This is a genomic window from Pseudomonadota bacterium, from assembly GCA_030775045.1.
GTDB lineage: Bacteria > Pseudomonadota > Alphaproteobacteria > JALYJY01 > JALYJY01 > JALYJY01.
The window spans coordinates 1-15,559 of the sequence record JALYJY010000003.1; the positions used below are offsets into that span (position 1 = coordinate 1).

15 protein-coding genes and 1 pseudogene are annotated in these 15,559 nt (G+C 55.5%); 8 read left to right on the forward strand and 8 right to left on the reverse strand.

Annotated elements, in window-relative coordinates:
• From M3O22_00455 to M3O22_00475, 5 genes and pseudogenes are all read left to right on the forward strand, one after another.
• Positions 1-402: hypothetical protein (locus tag M3O22_00455; GenBank protein ID MDP9195239.1), on the forward strand; the 402-nt coding region annotated here is incomplete at its 5' end.
• Between the two features lie 106 nt (positions 403-508).
• Complete coding sequence (locus M3O22_00460; protein MDP9195240.1) at positions 509-991, forward strand: hypothetical protein; 483 nt, start codon at positions 509-511, stop codon at positions 989-991.
• A gap of 61 nt (positions 992-1,052) precedes the next feature.
• Positions 1,053-2,090: pseudogene (locus M3O22_00465) on the forward strand (pyridine nucleotide-disulfide oxidoreductase).
• Between the two features lie 57 nt (positions 2,091-2,147).
• Positions 2,148-3,287, forward strand: a complete 1,140-nt coding sequence (locus M3O22_00470) for a thiolase family protein (GenBank protein ID MDP9195241.1) — start codon at positions 2,148-2,150, stop codon at positions 3,285-3,287.
• 83 nt (positions 3,288-3,370) lie between these two features.
• Complete coding sequence (locus tag M3O22_00475; protein ID MDP9195242.1) at positions 3,371-5,245, forward strand: hypothetical protein; 1,875 nt, start codon at positions 3,371-3,373, stop codon at positions 5,243-5,245.
• A gap of 130 nt (positions 5,246-5,375) precedes the next feature.
• Here the strand turns inward: M3O22_00475 and M3O22_00480 are convergent, their stop codons facing one another.
• Together M3O22_00480 and M3O22_00485 are read right to left on the reverse strand one after the other, a co-directional pair.
• Positions 5,376-5,558, reverse strand: coding sequence for a DUF1328 domain-containing protein (locus tag M3O22_00480; GenBank protein ID MDP9195243.1), 183 nt, complete (start codon positions 5,556-5,558; stop codon positions 5,376-5,378).
• A gap of 161 nt (positions 5,559-5,719) precedes the next feature.
• The gene (locus M3O22_00485) at positions 5,720-6,700 is read right to left on the reverse strand and encodes an Ldh family oxidoreductase (protein MDP9195244.1); all 981 of its coding nucleotides are present in this window, start codon (positions 6,698-6,700) and stop codon (positions 5,720-5,722) included.
• A 93-nt stretch (positions 6,701-6,793) separates the two neighbouring features.
• Here M3O22_00485 and M3O22_00490 point away from each other — a divergent pair, with 93 nt between their 5' ends.
• From M3O22_00490 to M3O22_00500, 3 genes are all read left to right on the forward strand, one after another.
• A complete protein-coding gene (locus tag M3O22_00490; GenBank protein ID MDP9195245.1) occupies positions 6,794-7,513 on the forward strand; it encodes a hypothetical protein in 720 nt (239 codons plus the stop codon).
• A gap of 24 nt (positions 7,514-7,537) precedes the next feature.
• Positions 7,538-8,719 (forward strand): NAD(P)/FAD-dependent oxidoreductase, encoded by a 1,182-nt coding sequence (locus M3O22_00495; GenBank protein ID MDP9195246.1) that lies wholly within the window; start codon positions 7,538-7,540, stop codon positions 8,717-8,719.
• A 103-nt stretch (positions 8,720-8,822) separates the two neighbouring features.
• Positions 8,823-9,491, forward strand: a complete 669-nt coding sequence (locus M3O22_00500) for a hypothetical protein (protein ID MDP9195247.1) — start codon at positions 8,823-8,825, stop codon at positions 9,489-9,491.
• Here the strand turns inward: M3O22_00500 and M3O22_00505 are convergent.
• The 6 genes from M3O22_00505 to M3O22_00530 all read right to left on the reverse strand — a co-directional run bounded on the left by M3O22_00505 (position 9,468) and on the right by M3O22_00530 (position 15,515).
• A complete protein-coding gene (locus tag M3O22_00505) occupies positions 9,468-10,127 on the reverse strand; it encodes an HAD-IA family hydrolase (GenBank protein MDP9195248.1) in 660 nt (219 codons plus the stop codon). The genes M3O22_00500 and M3O22_00505 overlap by 24 nt on opposite strands.
• A 96-nt stretch (positions 10,128-10,223) precedes the next feature.
• Positions 10,224-10,778, reverse strand: coding sequence for a GrpB family protein (locus M3O22_00510; GenBank protein MDP9195249.1), 555 nt, complete (start codon positions 10,776-10,778; stop codon positions 10,224-10,226).
• Complete coding sequence (locus M3O22_00515) at positions 10,775-11,632, reverse strand: hypothetical protein (GenBank protein ID MDP9195250.1); 858 nt, start codon at positions 11,630-11,632, stop codon at positions 10,775-10,777. The genes M3O22_00510 and M3O22_00515 overlap by 4 nt, the downstream gene beginning before the upstream one ends.
• Before the next feature lie 207 nt (positions 11,633-11,839).
• Positions 11,840-12,085: a hypothetical protein gene (locus M3O22_00520; protein ID MDP9195251.1), complete on the reverse strand. Its 246-nt coding sequence runs from the start codon at positions 12,083-12,085 to the stop codon at positions 11,840-11,842.
• Positions 12,086-12,346: 261 nt separating this feature from the next.
• Positions 12,347-15,163 (reverse strand): excinuclease ABC subunit UvrA, encoded by a 2,817-nt coding sequence (gene uvrA, locus M3O22_00525; GenBank protein MDP9195252.1) that lies wholly within the window; start codon positions 15,161-15,163, stop codon positions 12,347-12,349.
• A 160-nt stretch (positions 15,164-15,323) separates the two neighbouring features.
• A complete protein-coding gene (locus M3O22_00530) occupies positions 15,324-15,515 on the reverse strand; it encodes a hypothetical protein (GenBank protein MDP9195253.1) in 192 nt (63 codons plus the stop codon).
• Positions 15,516-15,559: the final 44 nt, after the last annotated feature.

Here is a 15,559-nt window from a genome sequence, read left to right on the forward strand (position 1 = left end):
CTGGGGCAGGGTGCAGCTGATGCAGCCGTGCAGATGTTCCTGGGACGCAGACTCTCCCCCAGGCAACGCCAGAGGCTTGGTAATCCTGAAACTCTAATAGCACTGCCGGCCGTCAGGCAGTTTGCAGAAGCTGTTACAGGCGATCCGGATTCTTTTGACAGGGCGCTTGCAGACTGGGCCATAAAAGGGCTCGAGAACATTGAATCTGGCTATTCACCTTTCGATGGGCCTGATTTTGAACGATTCCAGGCAGAATCCCACCAGGCCGAGGAGGCCACCCGGCTGGAAAATCTTGCCCTGCTGCAGATGGATCTGGAGCAGGCCCGTCTGGGCAACCAGCGCTGGGAGGGGCAGGCGGGACCCGGCCAAGGGTTCAGGATCACAAGGATTCCTGCCCCCTGAAAGGACATTTCCGGAAAGAAAATCTCCACAGGCGTGGATAATTGTTATTTGGTTTCATAATTTTATGGCTGTATAAACTATTGGAGTACCCGGCAAGGAGTAAAAAATGGAACAGCCCTACAGAGCCCCCATGCACTTCAAAAAATTTTCCCGCGCTTTGGGACGACTTGTTTCAGGAGTACCTGAAACAGCCATAGAAGAATTTCGGGGAAAAAATATTACTGATGCACAGATAGAGGCACTGGGCAAGCCTGAGGAAATGCAGGGAAGTCCCCATGTTATCCGCTTTGCTGAAACTGTTGTCAGGGATCCAGCAGGATTTTCTCCCAAACTTGTCATGTGGGCTGCAGCAGGTCTTCTGCATGTGGAAGAGATAAAAGCTCACATGGAAGAGATAAAGGCTCTGGAGCGTGATCTGAAAAGACACGGCTGGGGTGACAGAGATTGGACTGTTGATCGTACAGCCGGAATGGAGACCCAGTCAGTATCCGGCTCTGTCGGGAAAGGTCAGCTTGTCAGGCTGCCTGCTCCGTCTGTGACTGGCTGGCATTCTGGTAATGGTTCCAGACGTATGGAGCTTGTGGCATAAGGGGTTGATGGACCTTGTACCTTCAGCTTCCGGACAGGGCCTTTCTGAAAAGGCCTTGTCTCCCTGCATCCATGCCGTGAACCGTCTGACGTCCACCATTGTCGAGGTGGTGGTGCAGGCTCCACTGGCCGCGTGGAATTTTCAGCCTGGCCAGTTTTTCCGTCTGCAGAATTATGAAGTTTATGTCCCTCGTGCGGAGGGATCGCCTTTGGTCATGGAAGGACTGGCCCTGACCGGCGCCTGGGTGGACCGGGAGAAGGGTCTGCTGGGCCTGATCGTGCTGGAAATGGGCGGGTCGAGCCGCCTGTGCGCCCTGCTGAAGCCGGGCGAGCCTGTGGTGTTGATGGGCCCCACTGGCACGCCCACGGAAATTCCTGAAAACGAGACATTGTGCCTGGTGGGTGGCGGGCTGGGCAACGCCGTGCTGTTTTCAATCGGGCAGGCGGCCCGGGCCAAGGGGTGCCGGGTGCTGTACTTTGCCGGCTACCGGACGCCGCAGGACCGTTACATGGTGGAGCAGATCGAGGCTGCCGCGGACGTGGTGGTTTGGTGCTGTGACCAGGCGCCCGGATTTATGCCGGACAGGCCGCAGGACCGGGCTTTTTCCGGAATGAATATCGTCGCTGCCATGGAAAAATACGCCTCGCTATCCTGTCATCCTGAGCGCAGCGAAGGATCTTTCTTCCAGAAAAAAGATCCTTCAGTCGCTACGCTCCTTCAGGAGGACATCAGGGGAGAAATGGATATCCCCCTGTCCGCTATTGACCGTATGATCGTTATCGGTTCGGACCGCATGATGGCAGCGGTGGCTCAGGCCAGGCACACGGTGCTGAAGCCGTATCTGAAGGACCATCATCTGGCCATCGGCTCGATCAACAGCCCCATGCAGTGCATGATGAAGGAAATCTGCGCCCAGTGCCTGCAGCGCCATGTCGACCCTGTGACGGGCGAGGAAACGGTTGTGTTCAGCTGTTTCAGCCAGGACCAGCCGCTGGATGTGGTGGACTGGGCCTGTCTGCGCGATCGTCTGGGCCAGAACAGCCTGTCTGAAAAACTGACAGACCTGTGGGTGAAAAGAAGCCTGGAACACACTACATAAAAAGCCGACGGTGTGTTAGAAACGCTGTCAGTCCTGTCCTGCAGAGAGTGTGCCGCCATGAAAAATGCTGTCATTGCCGGTTATGTCCGCTCCCCGTTCCATCTGGCAACGAAGGGAGATCTGGCGAAGGTCAGGCCCGATGACCTGGCAGCGCAGGTGGTGAAAGGTCTTCTGGACAAGACAGGCGTAGATCCAGCGGCCATCGAGGACCTGATCCTGGGCTGTGCGTTCCCGGAAGGGGAGCAGGGCCTGAACGTGGCCCGCCTGATCGTGATGCTGGCCGGGTTTCCCCGCTCGGTGGGCGGGGTCACCGTCAACCGCTTCTGCGGCTCATCCATGCAGGCCATCCACATGGCGGCCGGAGCCATCGCCACAGGATCGGGCGAGGCGTTCATCTGTGGCGGCATCGAGAGCATGACCCGTATTCCCATGATGGGCTTTAACCCGCTGCCTAACCCGGCGCTGGCGGAAAAGGAGCCGGGCGCCTATATGCCCATGGGTATCACGGCTGAAAACCTGGCGAAGAAATTCGGTTTTTCCCGCAAGGACCAGGAAGCATTCGCCGTGGAAAGTCACCGCAAGGCCGCCCAGGCCCGCCTCGAAGGTCGCCTGAAGGACGAGATCATTCCCATTGCCACTCCCGATGGAAAGATTGTCAGCGAGGATGGCTGCATCCGTCCTGAGACGACACTGGAAGTCCTGTCCACCCTGAAGCCGGCCTTTGACGCTGCGGGTACCGTGACGGCGGGAACCTCGTCGCCGCTGACCGACGGCGCATCGGCGACCCTGGTTGTCAGCGAGGACTTCGCAAAGGCCCACAAGCTGAAAATCCTGGCGCGGATCAAATCCATGGCCGTGTCCGGCTGCGATCCGTCCATCATGGGCTACGGGCCTGTTCCAGCCTCACAGAAAGCCCTGAAGCGGGCCGGCATTACAGTCAAGGATCTGGACGTCATTGAATCGAACGAGGCGTTTGCCGTGCAGGCCATGACCGTGAACAGGGAGATGGGCTTTGACATGGCGAAGGTAAATATCGACGGTGGAGCGGTGGCTCTGGGCCACCCTCTGGGCGCCACGGGGGCCCGCATCACCGGCAAGGCCGCCGCCTTGTTGCAGCGCACAGGCGGAAAGTTTGCCCTGACCACCCAGTGCATCGGCGGCGGGCAGGGCATCGCAACGGTGCTGGAACGGGCGTAACTACTTTTCATCGAAAATGCTTGCTGCATGTAATTGCGCATGCACAATGATTTGCAGGCAAAATAATCTGGTGGGATTTTTATATGTTCGATGTATGGCTTCGCAACCAACCCCTGAAGCGCAGTCACAGCAATCCAGCCAGGGATCGTATTTTTGAGGGATGGATGAATTCCCTCAAGTCCAGGGTTGTTGCCACAGGCCTTCTGGCTGTTCTGGGCGGCTCAGGCCTGGAGGGATGCTATCCCAGCGGCACCCATACAGAAACCTGGGGACCTCTCATAACAGATGCCAGTCCTCAGGTGCCGGATTCCGGCTTTGTGGATGGCGGTTCTGGTACGGATGCTGGCCGTCCGGATTCAGGTCCTGACGGAGGATCCGGTACTCCGGACGCAGGAATGGATGGCGGAACGCCAACAGTCTGTTCGCCTACAGATGCTGTGCATCCCGGGATTGACCCGCGGGATGGTACTTTGGGTCTTTTTGATCCATGCGGGACCCGGCAGGAACTGTGGGGGTATACCATTCACGAGGTGCGCAGCAGATGCTGGCAGACAAATTCTTCCCTGAGCAAGGAGGCTGCCTGGGCCATTACACGCGGGGATATGGACCGGGCCAATTTTCTGAAAGCAAATACTATCAGGCTTCCTACAGAAACTTCCTATACCGTGGGCTGGTATCTGACCGCAGCTGAGGCCCAGGATCCAGACAAGATACAGAAGTACAATGACAAGGTCTGGACAATCCGGACACAGATCGATTATGCCCGACAGCTCAAAATGAGGGTCCACATTACTCCCTGGGATGTGGCAGTCCTGGAACAGAACGAAGGGGTTCCATCTCCTGCATCTGATGGCCATTTCATGGCCATGGTCCGGCTGACCTATGATGACGACGTCATCTATGATCTGGGGAATGAGTATAAAAACACATTAAATTACCGTACGGACCTGCAGATCTTTGTCCAGAGATGGCAGCAGGCCGCACGCGCTGGTCACGTCATCCGGCGTGAGGAAGACCGTATCAACGCTGAAAGGCGGGCTGCAGGCATAATTGAGCCGGTCAAGCGCCACCTGCTGGTTATTCCTGGACTGCACTGGTGGTCACGGGATGCCAACTTCCTTCTGCTGCTGAAAATCAAACTGCCCAGCCACCTCAACTGCAACGAGGCGGATCCCCTGACGGCGGCCGGCTTTCATCCGTACAACCGGATCATGCACTGGGATGGCACGACCCGGGTCCTGGAAGACCATCTCCGGATTGGTACAGATCCTCATGGCATGCTCGCTTTTATGAGCGAAGGTGGTATTGATGAAGTCGACATGATCATGGAATCCTGGCTTGAGTTTGTAAAACTCAACGGGGGCCAGAGGAAACTCGGGCCGGACGGCGGTTTTCTGGAGGGGCCTTCCATTGATGCCGGCTATCTGTGCAGTGCCACTGTTGATGGCGGCACATCCTGTAATCACAGGCCGACAGCAGGTTTTTACGCGTTCAGTCTGATCCCAAGGCCGGGGTGCCATCCCGCCATGTACGAGGAAAGACCGGTGGGGGTATACGTTCCCACGTCCTACGGGATACAGGCTGAATGCGTCGTCAACGGGACATGTTCTCCCCAGTCTGCAATGACAGGCCAGACTGTCAGCGGACCCGTGGACGGCGGGATCAGCACGCTGTTCAGGCCGCATGGACCAGAGGAAGCCCCGGGCTATCATCTTCTGGATGCCAGCGGCAACCCGATCCTGGAAACGGACATCCGTCCTTGGGCCGGGCTGGAAGCAGCCGCGCAGAGCCAGACCTTTGCCGGAGCCAGCTATTACATGATGCACAGGCAGACAAAGGATGGGCCCTTTGTGCCCATCACACGGACATCCGAGGATGTGCCCCTGTGCAATCCCGCCTGGCGTGATGGTATCACGTTTCCCCTTCCGGACGGCCCGATACTCCGGCTGCAGCAATAGAACAGATTTCCTGTATAAGCTGGAAATCCTCTCCTTCAACGGGCTCAGGATGAGGATTTCCAGCGTCAGTATCATCCTCATGGTGAGCCTGTCGAACCATGAGGCGAAAGGGCTGTACAGGAAGCCCGCCTTACATCGGCGGATTGATCTTGCGGCCAGAGACCATGCGCAGGATCAGGCCGACGACAAACAGGACCAGGAAAACGACCGCCAGGATCTGGGCGATCTGGGCAAAGGTACCGGCCAGGCCGCCAAAGCCCAGAACTGCAGCTATGACAGCCAGAATGAAGAACGCAACAATATAGTACAACATCGCAACCTCCCTGATTGTATTTATTAGAGGACAGGTGGATGCACACTGAAAGATTGTGCATTCCCTGATTATACTCCTCTCCGGCAGGGATGCGCAAGCTGCCCATATGGATTAGCCACTGGATTTTTTTTAATACAAGTGCTTGATATAAATGGCTTTTTCTAAAATCCCAGCAGTTCTGCAACCTTGTCCTCGACAGAAATTTCACCTTTTTCCACGATCTTTCCGGCAAAAGCCCGGCCGGCATCCCCAGGAAGGCGGACCGGCTGGCCACCGGTGGATGGCTGCTCGCGAACAATCCGGACCAGATCACTGGCGGTTTTTCTGAATGTCTCGAGATCTGTCAGCAAGTCTGGCCGGAAGGCCAGGATGAAAAAGCCCCAGTCCTTGTTGTATGTCTCGAAATCACAGTACCCCGCGCCCACCAGCGGGCCGCAGAGCATCTCCACCATCATGCCCAGGCCTGAGCCCTTGTGCCCCCGGTCAAAGGGCAGCAGAGCACCGCGCATAGCTGCGTCCGGGTCTGTTGTGGGATGGCCGTTCCTGTCGATAGCTACGTTTTCAGGAATGGCCTCGCCCCGCATTTTTGCCAGAACCAGCTCGTACCAGGTGATGGCCGATGTGGCCATATCGAACACCAGCGGCTCGCCCATCGTGGGAAAGCCAAAAGCGAGGGGATTGGTGCCAAACAGCGGGGTTTTCGTACTGAATGGAGCCGTGGAGCCGGGAGAACGGGCCATCACCAGCCCGATCATGCCGGCCTTTGCGAGCCTCTCCGCATAGAATCCCAGGGCGCCGGTACTGGTGTAAAAGCTATTGACGCCCACCAGGGCGAAACCATTCTTCTGGCCGATCTCCACAGCATGGTCTGTCGCGATCTGCGCCGCGTAAAAACTGGGTTGTCGGTGTGCGTTGATGAGAACAGACACAGGTGTTTTGCGGATAATTTCCAGGTCACCTTCGGGTCTGACGCTCTGCAGGTTTTCCTTGCCCAGCAGTTTCAGGAGCCCCTGGCCATTCTTGCCGTGCATCTCGGCCCACAGCATCACCTCGGCACAGCGCTGTGCGACTTCTGCAGGGAAATATTGCTGCAGAAAAGCAAGGAGTTTTTCTTCGAGAAGGGGGAAGGTGACTGTTTTCATGGTTTCTCCGGAATTTCCTGTTTCGGAATATTCCATTTATGTTCCGCTCTGTACTATGATTGTCAGGCCACAGGCAAGGGGAGCAAACGTTTCATGAGAAAAATATCTGTCATTGTTCTGGGAATTCTGCTGGTCCTGAATACTTTTGCTGTCCAGGCATATGGAAGGGTTCTGGATGATACCATCCGGCAGAAGTTCATCGGCTGGACGGAATGGATCTATGATGTCCGCTTCAATAACCATGAAAAGCAGGCCCTGTTACAGACGCTTGAAAAGGACTGGCACAGTTCTGACCCGGAGGATGTGGAAGGCGTGCAGCTGTTCCTGCAGCTTGTGGATGAAAAAGACAGTACGCCGGCGGAACTTCTGCCTGTGCTGAGGGCAAAATACTATACGGCCTTCATGAATTTCATGGGCCAGAACCCGGAAAACGATCCGGATATGGATGTGATCAGGGGGGCCTATGACCGCCAGCACGGGTTTCTTGTTCCTGGAAACATGCCGCTGACCCGGGAGCTGGCAGACAATTACGCCCGGTTTGTTTCATTCATTCACCGGGAAGCCAGCCACGGCAGGGTTGTCTATAACAACCGGGATCTTGTGAACCAGCTGATGGCCAATTTTCCGGCCCTGAATACTGAAGAGCAGATGCAGCTTTCCGAAATGGTGATGAATGGCTGGGCGCAGATTGACTATGGATGGAAGCGGGCGTCCGACGCGGAAAAAGATGAAGCCAGACGGCAATGGATCCAGATTCTGGAAAGCCAGGAGGCTGCAGAAACACCATCAGCCCGGGCCATTTCCAGACCCTGAAACAGGCTCCGGTTTCTGCCGGCCATGACAGTGGATGTTCTGATCATCGGTGCGGGTGCGGCGGGGTTGATGTGCGCCCTGACGGCGGGGCAACGGGGGCGGTCTGTCCTGCTGCTGGAGCATACCGATAAAATCGGCGAGAAGATCCGCATCTCCGGCGGCGGGCGGTGCAATTTTACCAACATACACACTGCGCCTGACCGCTATCTGTCAAACAATCCGCATTTCTGCACCTCGGCCCTGCGGCGCTATACGGCGGCGGATTTCATCCGGCTGGTGGAAAGCCACGGCATTCCGTACCACGAGAAGACTTTGGGCCAGTTGTTCTGCGACCGGTTTTCGGCCGACATTATCGATATGCTGTTGCGCGAATGCGCCCGGGGCAAGGTTGAGATCCGCACATCCACCAAAGTGATCAGCGTAGAGAAAACTGACGGCGGCTTTTTCGTCCAGACATCGGGCGGCCCTGTCCAGGCATCGTCCCTGGTCATCGCCAGCGGCGGCCTGTCCATTCCCAAAATCGGCGCCAGTCCTTTTGGGTACGACATCGCCCGGCAGTTCGGGCTGAACATCATTCCTACGCGGGCGGGTCTGGTGCCTCTGACCTTTGATCCGGCGCTGCTGGCCTGGACAAAGGACCTGAGCGGCGTATCGGTGGATCCTGTGCGGGTCCACAGCGCCGGCGGCAAAAGCTTTGACGAGGCCATGCTGTTCACCCACCGCGGCATCAGCGGCCCGGCGGTGCTGCAGATTTCATCTTACTGGCTGGAAGGGGAGGAGATTGCAATCAACCTGTCTCTAGGCCAGAATGTGCTGGCGTGGCTGAAAGAGCAGCGCCGCGAACAGGCCAAAGTCCTGCTGCACAATGCTCTCTCGGGCCTGCTGCCCAAGCGTCTGGCCCAGCGGATTGTGGATGATCTGGCCGTGGATGGCCGCATGGCGGATTTGTCCGACAAGATTCTGCAGCACATCGCCCGACGCATAGAACAGTGGCGCGTCAGGCCAGCGGGCAGCGAAGGCTATCGCACGGCCGAGGTCACCCTGGGCGGCGTGGATACCGACGTCATTTCCTCAAAAACCTTTGAGTGCAAAAGCGTGCCAGGTCTGTATTTCATTGGTGAAGTTCTGGACGTCACCGGCCACCTGGGCGGTTTTAATTTCCAGTGGGCCTGGTCGTCCGGCCACTGCGCCGGGCTGGTGGTATAAGGGCTGGCCAAAGAGAACACCCTTCGTATTGACAATAAATATATTGCGCATTAATCCTTTAGATTGCAATTATGTTTAATTTAAACTTTAGGAGGAAATGGCCATGTTCCCACAAAATTTTACACAAGCCCTTAAAAGAAAGGGCTTTCTGGGGATAACCCTTTGCATTACGGCCACCACTCCCGCCTGCTCTCATTTTGTGGACGATGGTCTGGTACGCCCTTCAGCCGGGGACAAGGTGACCTATACGGTTGGATATGCAAAGCCTCTGGATCTGGGGGAAGATAAAGAACTGACGACCGAAGCCGCCGCTGCCTTGGTTGCCATAGCGCGGGTGGCCAGACTTTCGCACCACTCGAGAATCTCATGCCTTCCTGACGGTGGGCTTGATCTGTTGTTTCCCAAAGAGATTTCTCGCAGTACACCCCAGGAGATTAGCGGCGATCCAGAGAAAAGGGTAAATGCTTTTTCGTGGATCCGCGTCAGCGGCGAGGACAACACCAGTATTCAGGCACTGTGTGTGGAGGTCAGGGGCGACAACGGCTCTGACCCAAAGTGTATCAGCAGGGAGCCACCCAAAAAAGCCCCGCATCCGCACATACCTTCGGGTCTGTACGGGACAATCAAGGGCAATCGGGAAGGTGCCTGTAAAGACTATCCTGGAGCAGTGTTCGAGATCGAGGCCGAAATCGAATCCCGGGCCCTGGCACCAGTAAACGGCACTCCAGCAAAGACTGCCCATCCTTCGTCAGGACAGGTTGCCGCGCCCTGAAGCCTGTAGAGGCTTGAGAATTCTTCTGATGAACTCATTCTCCAGCAGATCTTCTTCTTTTTCAAATACAAAGGCTTTCCAGCCCTGGTTTTGGGCGGCAGCGACGTTTTTCGGGTCGTCGTCAAAGAACAGAACGGTGTGGTCGCTGGTCAGCCCAAGTTCCTGATTGATCTTCCGGAAATAGGTGGGGTCGTGTTTGATCACGCCGAGTTTTCCGGAATAGTAAATATCTTTGAAGTGGTCTTTGAAACCCGCCGCTTCCCACAAATACTTCGCCCGGTACTTTTCCTGATTGGTGGCGATGTACAGGTGAACGCCGTCGATTTTTGAAAGTTTCTTCGCCACATTCAGTACGGAATGATTCACCACGGCATCGTTCTGGAACCAGTAATCAATAAAGGTCTGGACTGGCCCATGGTAACCCAGCTGAGGCATAAATTCTTCCAGAGCCTCCACCAGATCCCGCCGCCCCACAATCACGTCCAGAAAAGGACCCCCGAAAAACCGGGTGCTCATGACCTCCGGGTCAATACCCAGATCCTGCTTCACGTACTTGTCCCACCGGTTCCGCACCGCCGGATTGGCATGAAACCAGTTGATCAGAACGCCATCGACATCGAAAAAGATGTGGGTCATGTCCTTGCTCCAATATGTCATCCCGGCCTCTGAGCCGGGATCCAGTTTTTTTAACCACACCCCTATTTCACGCCGCGCAAGCGCTGGCGCTGCAGGTCACCGGGGTGACGGAAGAAAAGAGGCCCTGCCAATAACATCCCTAATAAAACTGGCTTTCCTGGCTGTATAGGTCTTGCGGTCGTCAGGGGCGAGTTCCTGGGCCAGTTTGAGTTTCAGGGCCTCGTAGTCCTGCGCAGTCTGGGGATGGGCACGCAGGTAATCGCGGAAAAGAAGGCACTCTTTCCAGAACGCAGAATCCAGAGTGGTCAGTTTCAGATATACCGTCCGGCACTCCTCGGGGCCTTTGGCGAACAGGACGTGCTCGCCTTGCGGGTCCGGACAGCCACGATTGTGCCAGTCGCTGGAGATCAGCGCAGGCTCATGCCGGGGAATAACGACCAGAGAGGGAACCGCCACCATCATGTCCAGCACCGGCTTGGCCACAATACCGGGAATGGCCGTGCTGCCGATATGCTCCGCCGCCAGAAAATCCGACCCCAGCAGAGCCCCCAGCGCCGCTGCTTCCTCTCTGAACACTTCCACCCACGCCGGGCTATGCGGTACCAACCGTATGGTTCCGCGTGCCAGGCCGAGGATGTTTTTCTGTCTCATAGAGAAATTTCTTCTTCAGAATAATTATATGTTTCTGCAAATCCTGAAAAATTTATAGAGGAAGAGATACGAGATTTAACATTTTCAACATAACAATAGGTTGGTCCAGCCGATAGCCTGTAGATCCAGTCATGGGAGTACAGAATACCGGATATAAAATGATAGTTAGCATCCAGAAAAATTGTTGTAGGAACAGTGTTGCCACTCTGTTTTTGTACTTCGAGTTTTTTTAAGAATTCAACTTTATGATAATTATGATCGATTGAATTGAAGGTGACTTGAAGATCTCCCATTCCATATAGTGCCCGAAGAATCTCCGGCAGCGTTTTATCCGATATTCGCCAATCAAGGTTTTTTCCATTAATGGCTAATATAAAGGGTTCAGATTCAGAACATATGCCTTTTTTAATCCATTTATTATACTGTTCTTTTTTATGTCCCAAACCTTGAGTTACTCGTAGGACATTGCGATCATGATCTATACTTTGGGCTGTGCCGTCCCATTTAAACTCTGGAATAGAATCTGGTAAATTCACCTTTCCTCGGGTTGGTAAATAACATTCTATCCAAACTTTGATTTTTCCATTCTCTATACAAAGATCAGGCCTCTCATCATCAGGACTAGATATAAGCTTATATCCATGATCCAGTAGCTTAACCCCCAAGGTCATCTCCCAAAGCAAAGGGTCAAATTTTGCTTCGTTAGTTAAAAATTCCCTTTGAAAATTGGGAGGAGCATAAGGCTTATATTTTTCCCAGTATGATTCTACTATTTGTTTGTATCCGGGGGGGGCCTTTTTAATAAGGCACTGACAAGAAAAACTAAAATTTCCATAGCTTTCATTCAGCAGCATGAGTTTTCCATTTATTTCTTCTTCAAATACGACCTTGGGTATTTGCCGATGTAGCTGCGTTTCACCTTCACCACATCTTCGGGCGTTCCCGCGGCGACGATTTCGCCGCCGCGGGTGCTGCCCCTTCGGGGTCAGAATGATCGGCGTGGCTCAACGAGCTCACCCTGAGCGTGTCAAAGGGTGAGGGAACAGATGCCTTCAATCCGTTTAACGATCTGTATTTTCCTTGATTTTATCGCCCAGGTCTTTCACGCCATCGCCCAGACGTTCGCCGGGGGTTTTATCATCCAGTTCTTCAATGGCTTTTCCCGGGCCCTCAGGCAGGGCATCAACAGCATCGCCAATACGTTCACCTGTTGTGCGATTATCCGGCATGGTCAAAAACCGATAGCCAAAAAATGCAATCACGACAAGAAGAAGAATAACCAGAAGGGTTTTCATATTACGGTTCATGATTTTGTCCCCTGAAATTTGACGTTGAACAAGCGTATGTCAAAGAACAGATCCTGACAAGTGTATTCAGGGGCGGATTGTCTGCTGGCGCCCTCTGATCAAATTCCCGGATTCTGGTGGTTTCGTTTACCACTCACCCTTCGACAGGCTCAGGGTGAGGCGGTTAAACAGGCCCAAAATCCTTATCCTGAGCCTGTCGAAGGATAGAGGATTTTCACGCAATCCACATTTATGCAAAGGCCCACCAGAGGGAGGGGTAATTTACTTGTTCAAGATATTCTTCAGATATTTCCCCGTATAGCTCCGCTTCACCTTCACCACATCCTCGGGAGTTCCCGCGGCGACGATTTCGCCACCGCCGGTGCCGCCTTCGGGGCCCAGGTCGATGATCCAGTCGGCGGTCTTGATCACTTCCAGGTTATGCTCGATCACCAGCACGGTGTTGCCCTGGTCGACCAGCGTGTGGAGCACTTCCAGCAATTTGCGCACGTCCTCGAAATGCAGGCCCGTGGTGGGTTCGTCGAGAATGTACAGCGTGCGGCCGGTGGCACGCTTTGACAATTCCTTGGACAGCTTTATCCGCTGCGCCTCGCCGCCCGACAGCGTCGTCGCCTGCTGGCCGATCCTGATATAGCTGAGGCCCACGCGCACCAGCGTTTCCATCTTGTCACGGATGCCCGGCACGGCTTTGAAAAACTCCGCACCGTCTTCCACCGTCATGTCCAGCACATCGGCGATGGACTTGTCGCGGTACAGAATTTCCAGCGTTTCGCGATTGTACCGCTTGCCGTGGCAGACGTCGCACGTCACGTACACATCGGGCAGGAAGTGCATTTCGATTTTGATGACGCCGTCGCCCTGGCAGGCCTCACACCGGCCGCCCTTCACGTTAAAGCTGAACCGGCCGGGGCCATAACCGCGCGCCTTGGCCTCAGGTAGCCCTGCGAACCAATCCCGAATAGGTGTGAATGCGCCGGTGTAGGTGGCAGGGTTGGACCGCGGCGTGCGGCCGATGGGGGACTGGTCGATGTCCACAATCTTGTCCAGAAATTCGGCGCCTTTCAGATCGTCATGCTCGCCCGGATGCTCGCGCGATCCCATGACTTTACGGGCGAGGGCTTTGTAGAGAGTTTCAATGACCAACGTGGATTTGCCACCGCCGGAGACTCCCGTGACGCAGGTGAACGTGCCCAGCGGGATTTTCGCCGAGACATTTTTCAGGTTGTTGGATCGTGCGCCGACCACCTCCAGAAACTTTTCACCCTTGCGGCGCCTGGCGGGGAGGGGGACTTGCCGCTCACCCGTCAGGTATTGTGCTGTGAGGCTCTTCTTGTTTTTCATCACCTGGTCCGGCGTGCCCTGCGCCACCACCGTACCGCCGTGGACGCCCGCGCCGGGGCCCATGTCGAGCAGGTAATCGGCGGTGCGGATGGCGTCCTCGTCATGCTCGACCACAATGACAGTATTACCCAGATCGCGCAGGTGTTTCAGCGTTTCCAGCAGGCGGTCGTTGTCGCGCTGATGCAGGCCGATGGAGGGCTCGTCCAGCACATACAGCACGCCTGTGAGGCCTGAGCCGATCTGCGAGGCGAGGCGGATGCGCTGGCTCTCGCCGCCCGACAACGTGCCCGAGGCACGGTCAAGCGCGATGTAATCCAGGCCCACGTTGTTGAGAAAGCCGAGGCGCTCGTTGATTTCTTTCAGAATGCGCACAGCGATTTCCTTGTCCCGGGCGCGCAGGTGTTTCGGCACCGCGGCGAACCAGGCGGCGGCGTCCTTGATAGATTGCGACGTCGCCTCGGAGATATTTTTGCCGGCCACTTTGACAGCCAAGGCTTCGGGTTTCAGACGATGGCCGTTACACACGTCGCAGTGTTTCGAGGACTGGTACCGCGCCAGGTCTTCCTTGACGCTCTGGCTGTCGGTTTCTTTCCAGCGGCGGGCCACGTTGTTGACCACGCCTTCAAAGGGCTTGTTGGTTTCGAACGCGCTGGTGCCGCCGTCATAGCGGATAGGCACAATCTCATCACCCGATCCGTACAGCACGATCTGCCGCTGGTTTTCTTTCAGATCGTGCCAGGGCTTGTGCATGCTGAATTTGAAATGCTTCGCCACGCCCTCCAGTGCCTGCAGATAAAAGCCGCCGGCGAAGGGCGTCAGCACGCCTTCCTGCAGGGATTTTTTGTCATCGGAGATCATCAGCTCGGGATCGAAATACAGCTTCTCACCGAGGCCGTCGCAGGCCGGGCAGGCGCCGAACGGATTGTTGAAGGAGAACAGGCGCGGCTCGATTTCCTCGATGGTAAAACCGCTGACCGGACAGGCGAACCTGGAGGAGAACAAAGTCTCTTCGTTCGTGTCCGCATTGGTGGCGATGACCAGCCCGTCTGCCAGTTTCAGCGCGGTCTCGAGCGAGTCCGCCAGGCGATTGCCCAAGCCCTCACGTACCACGATGCGGTCTACCACCACCTCGATGGTGTGCTTGTATTTTTTGTCGAGGGTCGGGGCCTCGTCAATCTCGTACATTTTTTCGTTGATGCGCACCCGCTGGAACCCGCGCTTGCGCATCTCCTGCAGTTCTTTTTTGTACTCGCCCTTGCGGCCGCGCACGATGGGTGCAAGCAGCAAAAGTTTCGTCCCCTCCGGCATGGCCATGATCCGATCGACCATCTGGCTGACCGTCTGGCTCTCGATCGGCAGGCCGGTGGCGGGCGAATACGGAATGCCCACGCGGGCCCACAGCAGGCGCATGTAGTCGTAAATTTCAGTGACCGTGCCGACGGTGGAGCGTGGGTTGCGGCTGGTGGTTTTTTGCTCAATGGAAATGGCGGGGGACAGGCCGTCGATACTGTCCACGTCCGGTTTGCTCATCAGCTCGAGGAACTGGCGCGCATAGGCGGAGAGGGACTCCACATACCGCCGCTGACCCTCAGCATAGATGGTGTCGAAGGCGAGGGAGGATTTGCCCGAGCCGCTGAGGCCCGTGATGACCACCAGCTTATCGCGCGGCAGGTCCACGCTGACGTTTTTCAGATTATGCTCCCGCGCCCCGCGGATGGAGAGATGTTTCTGGGTCATCGATGCCTTGGCTGGATCAAATCAGGTTGTTCTTATATCTGTTTTTATCAGGCAGGGAAAGAACAAAATAGGAACTTTTGGCGAAAAAATTCCACACCAAAGACAGGGGAATTTTAATTCCCTGACTTTCTCTGCTGGTCAGGTTTGGAGGGCTTCCAGGTTATTGTGAAGCAGGGTTTGTGGCAGGAAGAATTTCTGGAGCAACAGAAGATGGTGCCGGAGATTGAGGTGTAGTTGCCGGAAGAGCCTTTTGTTCGGAATCCGGGTTCGGATCATCAAGCAGTCCATGTGCTCTCTGGCTGTTCTCGTATCCATCCAGAAAATCCGAGGCGGCTCCGGCAAATCCACTCATCTTTACTCTCCTTCAGTGTTACTTCTATGATAGACAGGCTTTAT